This is a genomic window from Staphylococcus arlettae (assembly GCF_002902345.1).
GTDB lineage: Bacteria > Bacillota > Bacilli > Staphylococcales > Staphylococcaceae > Staphylococcus > Staphylococcus arlettae.
In genome coordinates, this window is record NZ_PPQB01000010.1 from 238,009 (window position 1) to 256,998 (window position 18,990).

At 32.8% G+C, this 18,990-nt stretch carries 22 protein-coding genes and 1 riboswitch; of the genes, 16 read left to right on the forward strand and 6 right to left on the reverse strand.

Annotated features, from left to right (window positions below; all coding sequences use genetic code 11):
• Nucleotides 1-78: 78 nt before the first annotated feature.
• The 3 genes from CD036_RS04900 to CD036_RS04910 form a co-directional block, all read right to left on the reverse strand.
• Nucleotides 79-342, reverse strand: a complete 264-nt coding sequence (locus CD036_RS04900; RefSeq protein WP_002510422.1) for a hypothetical protein — start codon at nt 340-342, stop codon at nt 79-81.
• Between the two features lie 169 nt (nt 343-511).
• Nucleotides 512-1,036, reverse strand: a complete 525-nt coding sequence (locus CD036_RS04905; RefSeq protein ID WP_103388096.1) for a GNAT family N-acetyltransferase — start codon at nt 1,034-1,036, stop codon at nt 512-514.
• 338 nt (nt 1,037-1,374) lie between these two features.
• Nucleotides 1,375-1,800 carry an organic hydroperoxide resistance protein gene (locus CD036_RS04910; RefSeq protein ID WP_002510424.1) on the reverse strand — a complete coding sequence of 142 codons (426 nt, stop codon included), beginning with the start codon at nt 1,798-1,800 and terminating at the stop codon, nt 1,375-1,377.
• Nucleotides 1,801-1,968: 168 nt separating this feature from the next.
• Here CD036_RS04910 and aroD point away from each other — a divergent pair, with 168 nt between their 5' ends.
• Together aroD and CD036_RS04920 are read left to right on the forward strand one after the other, a co-directional pair.
• The gene (gene aroD, locus CD036_RS04915) at nt 1,969-2,688 is read left to right on the forward strand and encodes a type I 3-dehydroquinate dehydratase (protein WP_103388097.1); all 720 of its coding nucleotides are present in this window, start codon (nt 1,969-1,971) and stop codon (nt 2,686-2,688) included.
• Nucleotides 2,689-2,753: 65 nt separating this feature from the next.
• The gene (locus tag CD036_RS04920) at nt 2,754-3,293 is read left to right on the forward strand and encodes a nitroreductase family protein (RefSeq protein WP_103388098.1); all 540 of its coding nucleotides are present in this window, start codon (nt 2,754-2,756) and stop codon (nt 3,291-3,293) included.
• Between the two features lie 407 nt (nt 3,294-3,700).
• On the opposite strand, the gene CD036_RS04925 is transcribed toward CD036_RS04920, so the two are convergent.
• Nucleotides 3,701-4,021 (reverse strand): thioredoxin family protein, encoded by a 321-nt coding sequence (locus tag CD036_RS04925; protein ID WP_103388099.1) that lies wholly within the window; start codon nt 4,019-4,021, stop codon nt 3,701-3,703.
• Between the two features lie 138 nt (nt 4,022-4,159).
• On the opposite strand from CD036_RS04925, the gene CD036_RS04930 reads away from it, so the two are divergent.
• The 7 genes from CD036_RS04930 to CD036_RS04960 all read left to right on the forward strand — a co-directional run bounded on the left by CD036_RS04930 (nt 4,160) and on the right by CD036_RS04960 (nt 8,804).
• On the forward strand, nt 4,160-4,513 hold the full coding sequence (locus tag CD036_RS04930; RefSeq protein ID WP_002509392.1) for an arsenate reductase family protein: 354 nt from the start codon (nt 4,160-4,162) through the stop codon (nt 4,511-4,513).
• Nucleotides 4,514-4,694: 181 nt separating this feature from the next.
• Nucleotides 4,695-5,075, forward strand: a complete 381-nt coding sequence (gcvH, locus tag CD036_RS04935; protein ID WP_002509391.1) for a glycine cleavage system protein GcvH — start codon at nt 4,695-4,697, stop codon at nt 5,073-5,075.
• Between the two features lie 249 nt (nt 5,076-5,324).
• Entirely contained in the window at nt 5,325-5,717 is a 393-nt protein-coding gene (locus CD036_RS04940) for a toprim domain-containing protein (RefSeq protein ID WP_002509390.1), read from the forward strand.
• Nucleotides 5,714-6,016 (forward strand): thioredoxin family protein, encoded by a 303-nt coding sequence (locus CD036_RS04945; protein WP_002509389.1) that lies wholly within the window; start codon nt 5,714-5,716, stop codon nt 6,014-6,016. The genes CD036_RS04940 and CD036_RS04945 overlap by 4 nt, the downstream gene beginning before the upstream one ends.
• 55 nt (nt 6,017-6,071) lie before the next feature.
• Nucleotides 6,072-6,179: riboswitch (SAM riboswitch) on the forward strand.
• 78 nt (nt 6,180-6,257) lie between these two features.
• Entirely contained in the window at nt 6,258-7,283 is a 1,026-nt protein-coding gene (locus CD036_RS04950) for a methionine ABC transporter ATP-binding protein (protein WP_002509388.1), read from the forward strand.
• Nucleotides 7,276-7,971, forward strand: a complete 696-nt coding sequence (locus CD036_RS04955) for a methionine ABC transporter permease (RefSeq protein ID WP_002509387.1) — start codon at nt 7,276-7,278, stop codon at nt 7,969-7,971. The genes CD036_RS04950 and CD036_RS04955 overlap by 8 nt, the downstream gene beginning before the upstream one ends.
• Before the next feature lie 20 nt (nt 7,972-7,991).
• Complete coding sequence (locus CD036_RS04960; RefSeq protein ID WP_002509386.1) at nt 7,992-8,804, forward strand: MetQ/NlpA family ABC transporter substrate-binding protein; 813 nt, start codon at nt 7,992-7,994, stop codon at nt 8,802-8,804.
• A 307-nt stretch (nt 8,805-9,111) separates the two neighbouring features.
• On the opposite strand, the gene CD036_RS04965 is transcribed toward CD036_RS04960, so the two are convergent.
• Together CD036_RS04965 and popT are read right to left on the reverse strand one after the other, a co-directional pair.
• Nucleotides 9,112-10,137 (reverse strand): hemolysin family protein, encoded by a 1,026-nt coding sequence (locus CD036_RS04965; protein ID WP_002509385.1) that lies wholly within the window; start codon nt 10,135-10,137, stop codon nt 9,112-9,114.
• A gap of 181 nt (nt 10,138-10,318) precedes the next feature.
• Nucleotides 10,319-11,155 (reverse strand): polyprenyl-phosphate transporter PopT, encoded by an 837-nt coding sequence (popT, locus tag CD036_RS04970; protein ID WP_031266508.1) that lies wholly within the window; start codon nt 11,153-11,155, stop codon nt 10,319-10,321.
• Between the two features lie 340 nt (nt 11,156-11,495).
• Between popT and sufC the strand changes: the two genes are divergently transcribed.
• The 7 genes from sufC to CD036_RS13285 form a co-directional block, all read left to right on the forward strand.
• On the forward strand, nt 11,496-12,257 hold the full coding sequence (gene sufC / locus CD036_RS04975; protein ID WP_002509383.1) for a Fe-S cluster assembly ATPase SufC: 762 nt from the start codon (nt 11,496-11,498) through the stop codon (nt 12,255-12,257).
• Between the two features lie 97 nt (nt 12,258-12,354).
• Nucleotides 12,355-13,662 (forward strand): Fe-S cluster assembly protein SufD, encoded by a 1,308-nt coding sequence (gene sufD, locus CD036_RS04980; protein ID WP_002509382.1) that lies wholly within the window; start codon nt 12,355-12,357, stop codon nt 13,660-13,662.
• A 139-nt stretch (nt 13,663-13,801) separates the two neighbouring features.
• Nucleotides 13,802-15,049: a cysteine desulfurase gene (locus CD036_RS04985; protein ID WP_021458896.1), complete on the forward strand. Its 1,248-nt coding sequence runs from the start codon at nt 13,802-13,804 to the stop codon at nt 15,047-15,049.
• Nucleotides 15,039-15,488 (forward strand): Fe-S cluster assembly sulfur transfer protein SufU, encoded by a 450-nt coding sequence (sufU, locus tag CD036_RS04990; protein WP_002509380.1) that lies wholly within the window; start codon nt 15,039-15,041, stop codon nt 15,486-15,488. The genes CD036_RS04985 and sufU overlap by 11 nt, the downstream gene beginning before the upstream one ends.
• Nucleotides 15,489-15,683: 195 nt before the next feature.
• A complete protein-coding gene (sufB, locus tag CD036_RS04995) occupies nt 15,684-17,081 on the forward strand; it encodes a Fe-S cluster assembly protein SufB (RefSeq protein WP_002509379.1) in 1,398 nt (465 codons plus the stop codon).
• 222 nt (nt 17,082-17,303) lie between these two features.
• Nucleotides 17,304-18,332 carry a hemolysin family protein gene (locus CD036_RS05000; protein WP_167868010.1) on the forward strand — a complete coding sequence of 343 codons (1,029 nt, stop codon included), beginning with the start codon at nt 17,304-17,306 and terminating at the stop codon, nt 18,330-18,332.
• Nucleotides 18,333-18,344: 12 nt separating this feature from the next.
• On the forward strand, nt 18,345-18,990 hold a 646-nt coding region (locus CD036_RS13285), incomplete at its 3' end, for an NAD(P)H-dependent flavin oxidoreductase (protein WP_373364867.1).

Here is an 18,990-nt window from a genome sequence, read left to right on the forward strand (position 1 = left end):
TATTATGAATCAATATAAGAAAAAACAATAGTTTTATTGATGTTAAAGTCGTCAATAAAACTATTGTTTATGTAAGGATTAAATAAAATTAAGTACGAACGTTTTAATTACGGGAATCCCAGATAAAATTATAGCAATACAAGTCACTATAAGTGCAAAGATATTGGCAATACGATCTCCTTGTAATAGGGCGTAAATATTAAATAGTAAAACCCCGACTAAAAATAGTCCGGCAGCAATTACAATTGCTGTGCTGTCATAAATAGTGCTTAAAATGATAATTGGTATAGTTAATGTGATAAGTGACAACAATAAAGAGAATAGAGTTGTTGTGAATTTCAAATTATGCCACCTCCCAGAATGTTAGGTATTTATAGTATATTAATTTACCACTTAGTACGTAATAAAAATAATATGTTGTTATTTTATGTATTGCAAGTCATTTTTATTATTAAAATAAAAAGTATGAACCACAAGGCATGTGCTGTCCATACTTACCATAAAAATATTTTTATAACATTGTGCTATCTAAGTAGTATATGAGCCAATGTTGATCGATATATTTGTCATGATATTTACGTGCATGTTGTTCAACTGCTAACACATCAAAGTCTAAATCACTAAAGAATACCTTAGCTGTAATATTATTAGAAGCAACTGAAGCAATAACTATCTCTATATTTTTTTCTTCACAAGTATTAAAAATATAGTTTATGAGGAGTGCGGCATTTTCTTTACGTTCTTCTGCATTAATACCTGTAACGCACATGTTTTCCAAATAAGCTTTATGTGCGAGACCATGTATTGGGAAGTGTGCCATTGTACTGACTGCTATTAAAGATTGATTTGAAAACAATCCAAATACGATATAGTTTTTATTTTGAGGTGATAACGTTGTTTTTAAATAGGGGGCTGTAACAATTTCATTATCATAAATGCCCCAAATAAATGCATTGCTCTTATTGTGCAAAGCTTGCAATAAAAATTGTTGATATAAATCAATATCGTTAATAGATAAAATGCGTGTATGCAACATTGAATTCCTCCTTTAATAAAACTTTGTGAACAATCGTAATTTTTTGAAGATATTACATTAATAGTAAATGATTGTGTAAGCGTTGGCAATATTATTTATAAATAAATATAAAAAATAAAGAAGTGTGTTTATTATAATTTTTCAATATAAAAAAATTATCTACTTATTTATATTGAAAAAATTGTATAAATAAATAGACTTTGTATTTTAATGTTGTAATCATTATATTGCTTTTGGAGGAAGGATATTTTAGCTATTATCAAGCAAAAAAAGTCGAGAGCAGAAGCAAAGTAAATACTTCGCCTTCATGCTCTCGACTATTAGTAAAACCAATTGAATTAGTCAGCAACTTCAACATTTAAGTTAACATCAATGTTGCCTTTTGTTGCTTTAGAATATGGACAAAACTCATGTGCGTCTTGTAAATATTTTTCAGCATCAGCTTGAGATAAAACATTTTTAACTTTTGCATCAATGTCAACGCTTAGCTTAGGACTTTCTGCCTCTGGATCATCTTCTAAACGTACAGTTAAGGTAACTTCTGGTTCGGCATCTCTAACTTTGTTTTGTTTTAAAATTAAATCAAAAGCACCATTAAAACAAGATGCATAACCTGCAGCAAATAGCTGTTCAGGATTTGTACCTTTTTCAGCATCAGCTTGAGCTGGTGGAATGACTGCTACATCAATTGCTTTATCATCTGTGTGGACATGTCCATTACGTCCACCTGTATTCGTTGCTTTTGTTTCATAATTAACTGCCATATTTATTACCTCCTAAATTAAATCATATAATTTGCATACCCTTTAATATAAAAACTAATCATCAATTTCAAAATGATAAAATAGTAATTCATTAAAGTTATTGTTTTCATGGAATTGATTAAGATACAATAAATGCTAAATAGAATAACTAAAATAGAGGTGTGAATAATGGCACAAGTGAAAATAGCGGTAACCATTGCTCCGGAAAATGAATTATTACCAGCTACAATTGAAGACTTAAAACGATATCAATCGGACTTCGATATAATTGAATTACGTATAGATCAATGGCAACAAATAGAAACAACAACAGTACGTGCAGTATTACAACAGCTAAAAGACTTAGCGTTAAATAAACAAATATTAGTGACATATCGTACGGCCAACCAAGGTGGTTTAGGAACGTTAGCGTCAAAAGAATATCTTGAATATTTAACCACATTAATAACACAAGAAACATTTGACGTTATTGATCTTGAATTTGATAAAAAGCAAAATCCTGAGGAATTAACAACAGTAATCAATCTAGCGCAAAATAATAATAAAGAAGTAGTATTGTCCTATCATGACTTTGATCAAACCCCACAATTAGATGAGTTAAAGCATTTGTATTATAAAATGCATTTGTTGGCTCCAGATTACTTGAAGGTAGCAGTAATGCCTAAAGGGAAAGAAGATGTCACTAATTTATTAAATGCTATGTCTGTAACAGCAGATTCAATAAATGAACGTGTTGTAGGCATTGCTATGGGTAAAATAGGGATTGTTTCACGTACTGCGCAAGGCGTGTTTGGTGGAACAATTTCATATGGCTGTATAGACACTCCAAAAGCACCTGGACAAATTCACGTAGCAACGTTGCGTCAACAGTTAGATTTTTATAACTAGTTTGAAAATTCCCTGATAGTATTTTATAATTGAAAATAATTATCAATACGAAAGGGCGTTGTTTCATGGAATTACAAGATGCAATCGCGAATAGAAGAAGTATTAAAATGTTTAAAAGAGATATGGTGATTGATGATCAAGTATTATACCAAGCGATTGAACAATCTACGTATGCGCCTAATCATGGTATGAGACAGCCATGGCGTGTTGTGCATATCGCTAAAAATAGATTAGGTGAAATGAGTAAGCAAGTATCGCGTATTGCTTTTCATCACCAACCCGATAAACAGCAAGATCACTATAATGCTGTGACAAATTTAGGTGGTATGTTGGCATTAATTGTACAAGAAGATCCACGCCAAAAAGAAAATTTGGAAAATTATTTGGCTTTTGGTGCCTTTGCTCAAAATTTAATGCTTTTACTACATGAAGCGCAAATAGGTACGTGTTGGAAGACACCTCAATATATCTTTTTACCACAAATAAGAAACGTTTTCGGCGTGAAAGATAATGAAAGTTTAGTCGGTTTTATGTATTTAACAGATATGGAAGATGAAATGCATCATCCACCACGTCAAACTCAAAATATAATGACACAATTTTAATTTATAAAGGGGAGTGGGACAGAAATCTGATTTTGAAAAAATGATTTCGTCGTCCCACCCCGGCAAGGCTGACTAGCGTTGAAAAAAGCTTGGTTTGAAGCGCATTTTCAATGCAGACAGCTACTGCCAATATGAAAAGAGACTAGAACAAATCAATATTGTCCTAGCCTCACCAGACTGCCGACAAAGCTACTGAGTTTGTTGGCAGTTTTTTTTATGCACGCTTTCCGCGGGCACTGTCTTAGCCTATAGTCTTGGCAAGTGCTATTCCCGCAGGAGTCGGCATAAATCATTACTATTTTGAAAAACTATATAAATAAAACGTAAACAAGCCCTTCGCAAATTACTGTGAAGGGCTTGTTTACGTTTTGAAGCTAGCATATCAAATTAATGTGCTAGTTTTTGTATTACTGAAATGTTTCAGCTAAGAATGACTCAACTTGTTCTGGTGATTTAGCATTTGCTGAATGTAGGTGAGCAAGTTTTTCACCATTTTTGAAGACTAAAAGACTTGGAATACCCATAACGTCATTATTTGCTGCAACATCTTCTAGTTCGTCTCTATTGACTGTATACCAATTATAATTATTGTATTTTTCTACAATAGGATCAATCCACATATCCATTGCTTTACAATCTGGACACCATCCTGCTTCGAATTTTACAATGACAGGTTGATCACTATTTATAGTTGAATCAAAATTACTTGTTGAGTTAATTTTTTCCATATTAACGCTCCTTTGATTATTAATTGATTACATTATAACTAAAAAAACTAGGGAAATAAAAATTTTAGCTTAAAAATTGAAGCGTTTTAATCGTAATTCTGCTATATTAGTGATAACAACGTATAGGAGGTACAGTACATGATTAAATTTTACCAATATCCTAATTGTACGACATGTAAAAAAGCTGCTAAATTTTTACAATCGTACGGTGTGAGTTATGAACCTATCGACATCGTTCAACATACACCAACTAAAAATGAGTTTAAAGATATTTTAGAACGTACTGGCATTGAAATTAACAAAATGTTTAATACACATGGTGCCAAATATCGCGAATTAGGTTTAAAAGATAAAATAGGGACGCTTTCTGATGATGAAAAGCTAGATTTACTTGCTTCTGATGGTATGTTAGTAAAACGACCACTAGCTGTGCTAGGCGATAAAGCAACTGTTGGTTTCAAAGAAGAAGAGTATAAAGCGACATGGTTATAAAGATTTTCACTTTATAACGATCGCTAAAGTTTTCAAAAATGCAGTCAAAATCAATTTATGAAAACGCTTAATGATGCTGTGTAAAAGTAACATAAATTTTTGATTATTAAAGGCAAACAGTTGCCAGTTATACATTCATATGGCATCATAAATATGTAAAATCATATAGGAGGGGATTCTCGTGGCAGTACCAAGTGAATTAAAATACTCAAAAGAACATGAATGGATAAAAGTTGAAGGAAATACGGTTACAATTGGTATCACTGAATATGCGCAAAGTGAATTAGGTGATATTGTATTTGTTGAATTACCAGAAGTTGATGATGACATCCAAGAGGGGGATACTTTTGGCAGTGTTGAATCTGTAAAAACTGTCTCTGAATTGTATGCACCTGTTACTGGTAAAGTAGTAGAAGCAAATGAAGAATTAGAAGATAGCCCTGAATTTGTAAATGAATCACCATATGAAAAAGCTTGGATGGTGAAAGTTGAAGTTAGTGATTTAGATCAATTGAATGAACTACTTTCAGCTGAACAATATTCTGAAATGATTGGTGAATAGAATAAGTGATTTTAAACTCCATGATATTTACTGTCTTGGAGTTTTTAACTTATCTATGGCGCTAAAGTTTACCAAAATTTAATAAACCCTCAAAATCATGGAAAATTAATGCTGTAACAATGAATTTGACAAGTAAAGACGCCATTTTTACAATATTGATACAAAATTATAATATGTTTATAACCTCGTGTCTTTGTGAAAAACCAAATATAGTATAAGTTTATTATCAACTTTTAGAAGGTGGATGTCATGACGATTCTTAATAAAGTTATCATTGTTGAAGGCAAATCTGATAAAAAGAGAGTTAAACAAGTAATTGATGAACCAATTGAAATTATTTGTACTCATGGAACTATGGGTATTGATAAAATTGATGAAATGGTGGAATCTTTGTACGATAAACAAGTTACAATTTTAGTTGATTCAGACGATGAGGGAGAAAAGATTCGTAGATGGTTTAAACACTATTTAAGCGAAAGTAAACATGTTAGAGTGGATAAACAGTATTGTGAAATTGCGAGATGTCCAAAACGATATTTAGCTAAAGTATTGAAAAAAAACGGCTTTGTAGTTAAAGACGAAGAGCATATCAATAAAGCTAAACTAGATTATATAGCTGAAAGGGTAAGTTTATTAACATGAATGCAACGACAAAACAACACGTAGCAAATGTACGTGAACATTTTGATAAAGATAAACATTTAGTTTTTGGTTATACACCAACTTGCGGTACATGTAAAATATCTGAAAGAATGTTAGATATCGCAAATGAAATCTTAAAATTACCAATTACTAAAATTGATTTGAATTTTCACCCTGAGTATTCACAGGACAATGAAATACAATCGGTTCCTGTGTTACAACTAATGTCTAAAGATAAGGAAATAAAGCGTATTTACGCTTTTCAATCTGTGCCATATCTTTTAGAAAATTTGCAATAATATATTGACGAATCATTAGTGCAGTGGTAGGATTAAAAATAATTAAATAATGTAACTCTTATCGAGAGAGGTGGAGGGATGTGCCCTATGAAGCCCGGCAACCGTCTAAGTATAGAAATGGTGCCAATTCACATAAAGTCGACCGAACTTTAAAAGATGAGAGAGGGTGTTATTGCTTTCTCTATCTTTTAAGATGAGAAAGCATTTTTTTAATTTATAAGCAATACAAGGAGGACAAACAATGATTGAGTTAAATCAAATCGTCAAGCGTTATAAGACGAAAAAGCAAGATGTGCTTGCGGTAGATCATGTTGATTTAAGTATTCAATCAGGCTCAATTTTTGGAGTTATTGGTTTTTCAGGTGCGGGCAAAAGTACATTAGTTCGACTGTTTAACAATTTAGAACAACCAACTTCAGGTGACGTAACAATCGATGGTGACAATATAGGACAATTGTCTAAAAAAGATTTAAGAAAAAAACGTCAAAAAGTGAGTATGATATTTCAACACTTCAACTTATTATGGTCACGTACTGTATTAAATAATATAACATTCCCATTAGAAATTGCTGGGGTACCGAAGCAAGAAGCAAAACAACGGGCTGCAGAACTTGTTGAGTTAGTAGGATTAAAAGGACGAGAAGACGCATACCCATCTGAATTATCTGGTGGTCAAAAACAACGTGTTGGTATTGCACGTGCTTTAGCAAACGAACCGACTGTGTTGTTATGTGATGAAGCGACAAGTGCACTAGATCCACAGACTACAGATGAAATTTTAGATTTATTACTTAAAATTAAAGAACAGCGAAATTTAACTATTGTGATTATCACTCATGAAATGCATGTTATACGTCGTATTTGTGATGAAGTCGCAGTAATGGAAAATGGCAGTGTTATAGAACAAGGATCTGTGACGAATGTATTTGAAAATCCAAAACATGAAGTAACGAAACGCTTTGTTAAAGAAGACTTAAATGATGATTTTGAAGATGCATTTGCAGACATAGAGCATTTTGGCAAAGATGATTACATAGTAAGATTGAATTTTACTGGTAATAACACTACTGAACCTATCGTGTCATACATTACGCGAGCGCATCAAATAGACGTAAATATTTTAGAAGCAAATATAAAAAATACTAAAAGTGGGTCAATTGGCTTTTTAGTGTTACATCTTCCGAATATAAATTCTGAAAAATTCGAAGATTTCAACAGTGATTTAGCAAAACAACAAGTATCAGTGGAGGTGTTACGTCATGACTAGTTCATTTAGTGAAATCCTCCAAGAAATGATTACGATGCCCAATGTACAATGGTCACAAGTGTGGGTAGCAACTTATGAAACGTTATATATGACAGTGATAGCAACTATTTTTGCTTTTATTTTTGGTATTATTTTAGGAGTGTTGCTCTTTTTATCAGCTAAAAGTGACGCTAAAGCAGCTAGAATTTTTTATAGCATTGTCTCTTTTGTCGTTAATTTATTCAGAGCAATTCCTTTCATCATTTTAATATTATTACTTATACCGTTCACTAGTTTAATTTTAGGTACAATAAGTGGACCAACAGGTGCCTTACCAGCATTAATTATTGGTTCTGCTCCATTTTATGCTAGATTAGTTGAAATCGCATTTAAAGAAATTGATAAAGGTGTAATTGAAGCGGCGTGGTCAATGGGTGCCAATACATGGACAGTAGTAAGAAAAGTATTGTTACCTGAAGCTATGCCAGCGTTAGTATCAGGAATTACAGTTACAGCAATCGCCTTAGTAGGTTCTACGGCAATTGCAGGTGTTATAGGTGCAGGTGGATTAGGGAACCTTGCATATTTAACAGGTTTTACACGAAATCAAAATGATGTCATTTTAGTTTCGACAATTTTAATTTTAATTATTGTGTTCATTATTCAATTCATTGGTGATTGGGCTACAAATAAATTAGACAAACGATAACATGAAATGGGGAGAAAAACATGAAAAAAATACTTAGTTTAGCTTTTGTATTAGTTTTATCTGTAGTATTGGCAGCTTGTGGTAATAGTGAAGGTAAAGATAAAAAAATAACTGTTGGTGCGTCACCTTCACCACATGCTGAAATCTTGGAACAGGCAAAACCATTGTTAGAAGATAAAGGTTATGATTTAGAAATTAAAACTATCAATGATTACACAACACCTAATAAATTATTAGATAAAGGCGAATTGGACGCTAACTATTTCCAACATACACCATATTTAGAAACTGAGAAAAAATCTAAGAAATATAAAATTGAGTCAGCAGGTGATGTACATTTAGAACCAATGGCTGTATATTCTAAAAAGTATAAGAATTTGAAAGATTTACCGAAGGGCGCAACAGTATATGTATCTAACAACCCTGCAGAAGAAGGTCGTTTCTTAAAATTCTTTGTAGATGCTGGATTAGTTAAAATTAAAGACGGTGTTAAAATTGAAGATGCTAAATTTGATGATATCGTAGAAAACAAAAAAGATATTAAATTTAATAATAAACAATCAGCTGAGTATCTACCGAAAATTTATCAAAATGAAAAAGCAGATGCCGTTATTATCAATTCTAACTTTGCAATTGATCAAAAGTTAGATCCTAAAAAAGATTCAATTGTTTTAGAAAAACCTGAGGATAATCCATACACGAATTTAATTGCGGTCAAAGAAGGTCACAAAGATGATGAGAAAATTAAAGCGTTAATGGATGCTTTAAATTCTAAAGATATTAAAGACTATATTAAGAAAGAATATAATGGTTCAGTTGAACCTGCAAAATAATTTTAAAAACCGCCTCTTAACGTAATAAGTTAAGAGGCAGTTTTTATGTAGTAACATTATATTTTTTGAAACACAATATTTGAAATTTAAACTTGGTGCTCTGTATAATAATGGTAGCACTGAGCAGTGCTGAAATGGGAGAACAATATAGGGTTTCTTTAATTCTGTGTTGTCTTATTAATCACTAAAACCCTAACGCTAAGGGTGAATCTTGTAAATTCTTATATTTATATATAATAAAACTCGGATAACACAGAATACTTATAGTGTAAGTTAAACTATCAAGTACCTGGCTACCCGAGCTTTATTAATGTTGGTCGTGTTCGTCTTGAATATCGCCAACTATATTTTCTAATATATTTTCCATAGTAATAATGCCATGAATTTGGTTTGATGATTTAACTAAGGCAATGTGGACATGGAGTTGTTTCATTTGTTCTAGCACAGTATGACATTTGGTAGATAGGTCTACTGTTAAAATATCATGAGTGATTTCTGATAATGACTCCACAGATTCGTTTAATAAATCTTTAGCATGCACATAGCCAATAATATTATCAGGTTGATTGACATAGACAGGATATCTTGAATAATGAGAGTCGTTAATGATTGCTTTTGCCTCGCTCAATGGTGTATCTGAAGAGAACGTTGCTGTTTGTGACAAAGGTATATAGCCGTCTTGTACGATCATATTGTCAAAGTCAAATGCTCTATTTATATGTGTCAATTCACCTTTTGTTATTTCTCCGCCATCGTGACTTTCTTTTAATAATAGTTTTAATTCTTCTTCAGAATGGTAAATTTCACTTTCTTTCGCAGGTTGCATTCCGAATAATCGCAAAATAATACGTGCAGAACCGTTAAGAATATATATGAATGGATAAAATAATTTGTAAAACATGATAATTGGTTTTGCAATATATAATGTGATTTGTTCAGCTTTTTGAATTGCGATAGTTTTTGGTGCCATTTCACCGATAACTACGTGTAAATAAGTAGCTATAACAAAGGCACTAATTAAAGTGAAGACATGAATCAATGTATCAGACATACCAAACAAACTGAAAAATGGATGTAGGATAAATTCAAAAGTAGATTCACCAACCATACCGATTCCTAGTGCAGTAATTGTAATTCCTAATTGACAGGCTGCTAAGTATTCATCGAGATGAGTTACAACTTTTTTGGCAGCTATCGCTTGACGATGATTAGCTTCAGCCAATTGATTGATTCTTGATGTGCGTACTTTAACAATTGCAAATTCTGTAGCTACAAAGAATGCCGTAAGTGCTAACAGTAAAATAAACGTAAGTAAACTAAATAAGGTCCCCAAAGGTTAATAAATTCCTCCAATATAATAATAGATCAATCTTTTTATAGATTGATTTACTATTATATAAAAAAATAAGACACAATTCTAATAAAAAGCATAATTTTATTTGTTGCAAAATAAACAATTAAAACCCCTGTTAAAGATTACCTTAAAGCAAACTTCAACAGGGGATAGATTAATATTATTCTGAGCTTAGTTTTTGACTAATAAACACTCCGATACATAATACGATTAATGAAATTAGCCATTCTAAACCATGAGTAGGTATGCCAGGAAATACCGCATACAATGAACCAATCACTAAACCGATAATTAATGCGTAAGTTGTGATCGTATGTTGAGAGAGTAAATATTGAATAAGTTTACTACTGAACATAAAGCCAAAAATGACACCACAACCTACTGTAATTAAGAGTGGAATAGCAGCAAAATTGAATGAAACAAACTCAGAAATAGCAAACATAATAGTACCATAAACGCCGAATACTAATAACATAAAAGAACCTGAAATTCCTGGTAACAGCATGGCGCTAGAGGCACACATTCCGGCAAGAAAATATTTAATAATAAGACCAAAATCTAATGTGAAATGTGAATTGTTAACAGATTCTTCACCACTTAATGACGATATAATAAGTATAATTGCTATTCCTAATATTAATAGTAAGTAATGTTTTATTGAAAAAGTAGCTTTAAAGTTTGCTGATTTCAATAAGAAAGGAATAATACCAATGATTAAGCCAGTGAAAAAGAACATTGTAGGTATATGAAATTCACTTAATAGGTAATTAATCAATTTACTTAAACTACCAATGGCTAAAACCATACCTAATCCAATCGGAATTAAAAAGCGAATACTAGCTACAAAATGTTTGGAAAACAAACCACTTATTGCACGGATAAAATCATTATATATTCCTAAGAGTAAAGCAATAGTACCACCACTAATACCGGGGACTAAATCAGAAGTACCCATTGCGAACCCCTTAAAAATATTAGACCATTTAATATTTGACATATTTCGTTCCCTTCTTTATACAAAATATGTTATTAGCATAGCAAAAATTAGTATAGAGTTAAAATGAACTAAAGTAATTTGCATCATTATTAGAAAATTCAATAAATAAAAGAGATTGAGAACCAAGCACAATTTATTATCAGTTGCTATAAAAACATAACCGATCATAAAAATTATTGTATTATAATAATTATTATAAATAAGCACCTGAAAAGGTTTATATTACCTAGTATTTAAGTTATAATAAATCGGTGTAATGCGTTTGCAGTTTTTTGACTGCAGATTAAAATTATTATAAACTAGTAAAGAAAACATATTATTTATGACGGAGGGAATATGTATGCCATCAACATTAGAAATTAAAGACCTACATGTGTCTATTGAAGATAAAGAAATATTAAAAGGTGTGAATTTAACAATTAACACTGGTGAAGTTCATGCTGTAATGGGGCCAAATGGTACTGGGAAATCAACATTATCATCTGCGATTATGGGACATCCAAGCTACGAAGTAACACAAGGTGAAGTATTATTAGACGGTGTGAACGTATTAGAATTAGAAGTTGATGAACGTGCAAAAGCAGGTTTATTCCTAGCAATGCAATATCCATCAGAAATTACTGGCGTTACAAACGCTGACTTTATGCGTTCTGCTATTAATGCTAAACGTGAAGAAGGCCAAGAAATCAACTTAATGCAATTTATTAAAAAATTAGATAAAGAAATGGAATTCTTAGACATCGACCAAGATATGGCTCAACGTTATTTAAACGAAGGCTTTTCAGGCGGTGAAAAGAAACGTAACGAAATTTTACAATTAATGATGTTAGAACCAAAATTTGCAATTTTAGATGAAATTGACTCTGGTCTTGATATTGACGCATTAAAAGTTGTATCAAAAGGTATTAATGAAATGCGTGGAGATCAATTTGGCTCATTAATTATTACGCACTATCAAAGATTATTAAATTATATTACTCCTGATCACGTACATGTTATGTATGGTGGCGTTATTGTTAAATCCGGTGGACCTGAATTAGCTAAACGTTTAGAAGAAGAAGGTTATGAGTGGGTTAAAGAAGAATACGGTGCGACAGAATAAATCTCAATTAGGTAAAAAGATATACTAGTTTGAGAGCTAAGGTTTTAATTGATACCTAAAATGAAATCAATGAATCATCAAATGGGAGGAAAATAGTATGACAACTGAAACTTTAAACATTTCTGAAGCACAACTTGTTGAATATTCACAAGCCCATAATGAACCTTCATGGATGACAGAGTTACGTAGAGAAGCGTTAAAATTAACAGAAACTTTAGAAATGCCAAAACCAGATAAAACTAAAATTAACAGATGGGACTTTGATTCATTTAAGCAACATGAGACAACAGGAGAAGTCTACAGTAGCTTAGATCAATTACCTGAAGAAGTTAAAAACATTATTGATGTTGAAAAATCAGAAAACTTGATCATCCAACATAATAATACACTTGCTTTTTCACGTGTATCGGATTCTGCTAGTAATGACGGTGTCATTGTTGAAGGCTTATCAGAAGCATTAGTTAATCATCCGGAATTAGTACAACAATACTTTATGACTGAAGCGGTAACAGTAGACGAACATCGTTTAACTGCTTTACACACAGCATTAGTTAACGGTGGGGTCTTTGTATACGTACCAAAAAATGTTGTTGTTGAGCATCCTATTCAATATGTAGTACTACATGATGATGAAAATGCTAGCTTCTACAACCATGTTATTATTGTTGCAGAACAAAGTGCAGAAGTAACATATGTAGAAAACTATCTATCTGGTGTTAGTGGCGAAGGAAATCAAATTAATATTATTTCCGAAGTAATCGCAAGCGCAAATGCTAATATTACTTATGGCTCAGTTGATTATATGGATAAAGGTTTCACTGGCCACATTATCCGTAGAGGTACAACTGAAGCAGATGCTTCAATTAATTGGGCATTAGGTCTAATGAATGAAGGAAGTCAAATTATCGACAATACTACAAACTTAATGGGTGATCGTTCAACGAGCGCCTTAAAATCTGTAGTTGTAGGTACTGGCGATCAAAAGATTAATTTAACTTCAAAAATTGTTCAATATGGTAAAGAAACAGATGGTTATATTTTAAAACACGGCGTTATGCGTGAAAATGCTTCATCTGTCTTTAATGGTATTGGTTATATTAAACATGGTGGTACGAAATCAATGGCTAACCAAGAATCTCGTGTATTAATGTTATCTGAAAATGCACGTGGAGATGCCAACCCAATCTTATTAATTGATGAAGATGACGTAGAAGCTGGACACGCTGCATCTGTTGGTCGAGTTGACCCAGAACAGCTATATTACTTAATGAGTCGTGGTATTTCACAAACAGAAGCAGAACGTTTAGTAATACATGGCTTCCTTGATCCAGTAGTAAGAGAATTACCTATTGAAGATGTTAAGCGTCAATTACGTGAAGTAATTGAACTTAAAGTAAATAAATAACCTTAGATGCTAATCAACGTAACTGTCTCTTTACATGAGTTCAATGAGGCAGTTTCGTCTTAATAGAGTATTCAATTTAGTTATTGTTATGTAAGACTCAACTAAGGTCGAATCAGAAATTCTTAACTAAGAAAGGTCTGTGAATAAAGTGACCGAATCATTAAATGTACAAGAAATTATTAAAGACTTTCCTATTTTAAATCAAAAAGTTAATGGAAAACGTCTTGCATATTTAGATACGACTGCAACAAGTCAGACACCAATACAAGTCATCAATGTACTAGAAGACTATTATAAAAGATATAATTCTAATGTTCACCGAGGTGTGCACACATTAGGTTCTTTAGCTACAGATGCCTATGAAAGTGCACGTGAGTCAGTACGAAGATTTATCAATGCCCAATACTTTGAAGAAATTATTTTCACGCGTGGTACTACTGCTTCTATAAATTTAGTGGCACGTAGTTATGGAGATGCTAACCTGACAGAAGGCGATGAAATAGTAGTCACTGAAATGGAACATCATGCGAACATCGTACCGTGGCAACAATTGGCGAAAAGAACTAAAGCAGAATTGAAATTTATCCCGATGACTCCAGACGGTGAATTAGATATTGAAGATGTAAAAGCGACGATCAATGATAAAACTAAAATTGTAGCAATTGCACATGTTTCTAACGTCTTAGGTACGATCAATGATGTTAAAGCTATAGCTGAAGTTGCGCATCAACACGGTGCTATTATTAGCGTTGATGGTGCACAATCTGCACCACATCTTGCATTAGATATGCAAGATTTAGACGTGGATTTCTTTAGTTTTAGTGGTCATAAGATGTTAGGACCAACTGGTATAGGCGTATTATATGGTAAACGTGAATTGCTGCAAAATATGGAACCTATTGAATATGGTGGCGATATGATAGATTTTGTCAGTAAGTATGATGCTACATGGGCTGACTTACCAACAAAATTCGAAGCAGGCACACCACTAATTGCACAAGCTATCGGTTTAGGTGAAGCTATTAAATATCTTGAAAACATAGGTTTTGAAGCCATTCATAACTATGAAAAAGAGTTAACAGCGTATGCCTTTGATCAATTATCTAATATAGAAGGTCTTGAAATTTTTGGTCCTCCAAAAGAACGTAGAGCTGGTGTTATTACATTTAATTTAACGGACATTCACCCACATGATGTCGCTACAGCAGTTGACACTGAAGGCGTTGCGGTAAGAGCAGGGCATCATTGTGCTCAACCATTAATGAAATGGGTGGACCAATCATCAACTGCTCGTGCAAGTCTTTATATCTATAATACAAAAGAAGATATAGATCAATTGGTTAACGCGTTGAAACAAACGAAGGAGTTTTTCTCATATGAATTTTAACAATTTAAATCAATTATATCGTTCTGTAATTATGGATCATTATAAAAACCCTAGAAATAAAGGGAAATTAGATAATGGCACTATGACTGTAGATATGAATAATCCTACATGTGGGGATCGTATCCATTTAACGTTTGATATTGAAGATAGTGTTATAAAAGATGCCAAATTTGATGGAGAAGGCTGTTCTATATCTATGTCTAGCGCATCTATGATGACCGAATCTATAAAAGGTCATACGCTAGCAGATGCGATGCAAATGAGCCAAGAATTTACTAAAATGATGTTAGGTGAAGATTATAAAATCACTGAAGATATGGGAGATATTGAAGCGTTACAAGGTGTTTCGCAATTCCCAGCGCGCATTAAATGTGCAACATTAGCGTGGAAAGCGTTAGAAAAAGGCACAGTAGAAAAAGAAGGCAAAACTGAAGATTAAAGTAATCTAATGCGTTGACAAAGTGTAATATTCCATTCAGACTGTAACTAACAGCAGTTGTAATATAGAAATTATTATTTTCTATAATTAGTTGATCATAGTCTTAGCTAGTTCAACTCAGACAATCATCCGATGGAATACAAAATAAAATATTGCGCGTATAGCAGTTTTAAATATATATAAGGAGTGATTGAAATGGCTAAAAAAGCACCTGATTTAGGAGATTATAAATATGGTTTCCATGATGAAGACGTGTCCATTTTTAGATCAGAACGTGGTTTAACAGAAAATATTGTTAAAGAAATTTCAAACATGAAAGAAGAACCAGAATGGATGCTTAATTTCAGATTAAAAGCATTGAAACTATTCTATAAAATGCCAATGCCACAATGGGGTGGAGATTTATCAGAATTAGACTTTGATGATATTACGTATTACGTAAAACCATCAGAAAATACTGAACGTTCTTGGGACGAAGTACCTGAAGAAATCAAACGTACATTTGATAAACTAGGTATCCCAGAAGCAGAACAAAAATATTTAGCTGGTGTTTCTGCTCAATATGAATCTGAAGTAGTATACCACAATATGGAAAAAGAATTAGAAGATAAAGGCATTATCTTTAAAGATACAGACAGCGCATTAAGAGAAAATGAAGAGTTATTTAAAGAGTACTTTGCATCTGTAGTTCCAGCAGCAGATAATAAGTTCGCAGCGTTAAACTCAGCTGTATGGTCAGGTGGCTCATTTATTTATGTTCCTAAAAACATTAAATTAGATACGCCATTACAAGCTTATTTCCGTATTAACTCTGAAAACATGGGACAATTCGAACGTACATTGATCATTGCAGATGAAGGTGCATCAGTAAACTATGTTGAAGGTTGTACTGCGCCAGTGTACTCAACAAGTTCATTACACTCAGCTGTAGTTGAAATTATTGTACACAAAGACGCACACGTACGTTATACAACAATTCAAAACTGGGCGAATAACGTATATAACTTAGTTACAAAACGTACTTTAGTGCACGAAAATGGTAACATGGAATGGGTTGACGGTAACTTAGGATCTAAGTTAACTATGAAATATCCAAACTGTGTCTTAATGGGTGAAGGTGCTAAAGGTAGTACTTTATCTATTGCATTCGCAGGTAAAGGACAAGTCCAAGATGCTGGTGCGAAAATGATTCATAAAGCGCCAAATACATCATCAACGATTGTATCTAAATCAATTTCAAAAGATGGTGGTAAAGTTGTATACCGTGGTATTGTACACTTCGGTAGAAAAGCAAAAGGCGCACGTTCAAACATTGAATGTGACACTTTAATTTTAGATAACGAATCAACATCAGATACAATTCCATATAACGAAGTATTTAATGACAACATTTCATTAGAACATGAAGCAAAAGTTTCAAAAGTTTCTGAAGAGCAATTGTTCTACTTAATGAGTCGTGGTATTTCTGAAGAAGAAGCGACTGAAATGATTGTTATGGGCTTCATTGAGCCATTTACAAAAGAGCTACCAATGGAATATGCGGTAGAAATGAATCGTCTAATCAAATTCGAAATGGAAGGTAGTATCGGATAATAACTATCACCATGCCAATATGATTTTGATTTGACTACAAGCACGAGTGATACCATGTTGATACCATTTACTGTTAAATGATATCGAATATGTGTATGAACTCGTGCTTTTTTAATTAATATACAACGATATATTATTAACTATGTTGCGTTTCATGTTTTATAAACATGGGAATATTAATTTTAATATGACATTAACAATAAGGGGATATGCAGTGTGATTATAGCAATAACCATAGCTATTCTATTAATTATATCTTTCTTTTTTTCGAGTAGTGAAACAGCGCTCTCCGCAATTAATAGAATTAGATTAACTGAAGAAGCAAAGCAAGGGGATAAGCAAGCTCAAAAATTATTAGACTTACTACAAAAGCCAAGTAATTTTATTACCACAACTTTAATAGGCAATACTATAGCGAATATATTAATTCCGATATTAGCGACAATCTATGCAGAAAAGCACGATATACATATTGTGTGGGCAATTATCATTGCTATCGTAATCGTGTTGTTTATAGGTGAAGTTATTCCTAAGTCGATTGCAGCGTCAATTCCATATCAAGTTGCTAAATTAAGTTATATACCATTACAAATATGTATTTTTATTTTTAAACCATTAACAATGATTTTAAACGGGATAACAGATAGTATTCATCATGCATTAACTAAAAATGAAGAAAGTTCTCAACGTTATTCAAAAGAAGAAATTAGACAAATGGTAACAATTGCAGGTAGTGAAGGCGCATTTAACGAAATGGAAAGTAAACGATTGCAAGGCGTAATGGATTTTGAACAATTAAAAATTAATGATGTTAACACCACACCGCGTATTAACGTCACAGCATTTTCTAAAGAAACTACATATCAAGAAGCATACGAAACAGTTATCTCTAATCCATTTACTCGGTATCCGGTGTATGATGAAGATATTGATAACATTATAGGTATTTTCCATTCAAAATATTTATTAGCTTGGAGCCAAGAACAACAGAAACAAATTACAGATTATATTTCTGTTCCACTGTTTGTCAATGAACATAACAAAGCAGAATGGGCATTAAGAAAAATGACAGTGACACGTAAACACTTAGCTGTTGTTTTAGACGAATACGGTGGGACTGATGGTATCGTCTCACATGAAGATTTAATTGAAGAAATGTTAGGAATGGATATTGAAGATGAAATGGATGAAGAAGAAGAGGAAAAGGTGTCATTAAATAGAAAGCAATCCTCTCATAATTCTAATACATAAGAGGTGTTGAAAATGAATTTAACTTCAAGTGTAACGAATCAATTAAAGATAAAATATCCAATTTTCCAAGCAGGTATGGCTGGCAGCACATCACCTGAGCTTGTAGCTGCAGTTAGTAACTCAGGTGGTTTAGGAATCATTGGTGCAGGTTATTTTAACGCTGAACAATTAGAACAACACATCCAAGAAGTTAAAATGCTAACTTCAAGACCTTTTGCTGTAAATCTTTTTGTACCCGGAAATCAAGAAGTCGTCACTGAACAAGTTATGCATATGAATGCGTGGCTAAAGCCGTATCGTAGAGCATTTAATTTAGAAGAACCAGTACTGAACATTCAAGAACAAACACAATTTGAATCAGCAATCGAAATTGTAATTGCGCAATCGGTACCTATTGTGACGTTTACGTTTGGCGTGCCAGAAAAAGATCTTATCGATAAACTACATCGTCATAATATAACTGTGGTAGGTACTGCGACGTCTGTAGAAGAAGCAATCGAAAATGAACGTGCGGGTCTTGATATGGTAGTAGCTCAAGGCAGTGAGGCAGGAGGGCATAGAGGTTCGTTCTTGCAAACGTCTGGCCAATATGGTGCTTTAGTAGGTACCATGTCACTTGTGCCTCAAATTGTAGACAATGTGACTATTCCGGTTATCG

Coding starts and splice junctions, on each gene's coding strand:
- CD036_RS04905 (WP_103388096.1), bottom strand. CDS start 1,036: ATGTTGCATACACGCATTTTATCTATTAACGATATTGATTTATATCAA.
- CD036_RS04910 (WP_002510424.1), bottom strand. CDS start 1,800: ATGGCAGTTAATTATGAAACAAAAGCAACGAATACAGGTGGACGTAAT.
- aroD (WP_103388097.1), top strand. CDS start 1,969: ATGGCACAAGTGAAAATAGCGGTAACCATTGCTCCGGAAAATGAATTA.
- CD036_RS04920 (WP_103388098.1), top strand. CDS start 2,754: ATGGAATTACAAGATGCAATCGCGAATAGAAGAAGTATTAAAATGTTT.
- CD036_RS04925 (WP_103388099.1), bottom strand. CDS start 4,021: ATGGAAAAAATTAACTCAACAAGTAATTTTGATTCAACTATAAATAGT.
- CD036_RS04930 (WP_002509392.1), top strand. CDS start 4,160: ATGATTAAATTTTACCAATATCCTAATTGTACGACATGTAAAAAAGCT.
- CD036_RS04940 (WP_002509390.1), top strand. CDS start 5,325: ATGACGATTCTTAATAAAGTTATCATTGTTGAAGGCAAATCTGATAAA.
- CD036_RS04945 (WP_002509389.1), top strand. CDS start 5,714: ATGAATGCAACGACAAAACAACACGTAGCAAATGTACGTGAACATTTT.
- CD036_RS04950 (WP_002509388.1), top strand. CDS start 6,258: ATGATTGAGTTAAATCAAATCGTCAAGCGTTATAAGACGAAAAAGCAA.
- CD036_RS04955 (WP_002509387.1), top strand. CDS start 7,276: ATGACTAGTTCATTTAGTGAAATCCTCCAAGAAATGATTACGATGCCC.
- CD036_RS04960 (WP_002509386.1), top strand. CDS start 7,992: ATGAAAAAAATACTTAGTTTAGCTTTTGTATTAGTTTTATCTGTAGTA.
- popT (WP_031266508.1), bottom strand. CDS start 11,155: ATGTCAAATATTAAATGGTCTAATATTTTTAAGGGGTTCGCAATGGGT.
- sufC (WP_002509383.1), top strand. CDS start 11,496: ATGCCATCAACATTAGAAATTAAAGACCTACATGTGTCTATTGAAGAT.
- sufD (WP_002509382.1), top strand. CDS start 12,355: ATGACAACTGAAACTTTAAACATTTCTGAAGCACAACTTGTTGAATAT.
- sufU (WP_002509380.1), top strand. CDS start 15,039: ATGAATTTTAACAATTTAAATCAATTATATCGTTCTGTAATTATGGAT.
- sufB (WP_002509379.1), top strand. CDS start 15,684: ATGGCTAAAAAAGCACCTGATTTAGGAGATTATAAATATGGTTTCCAT.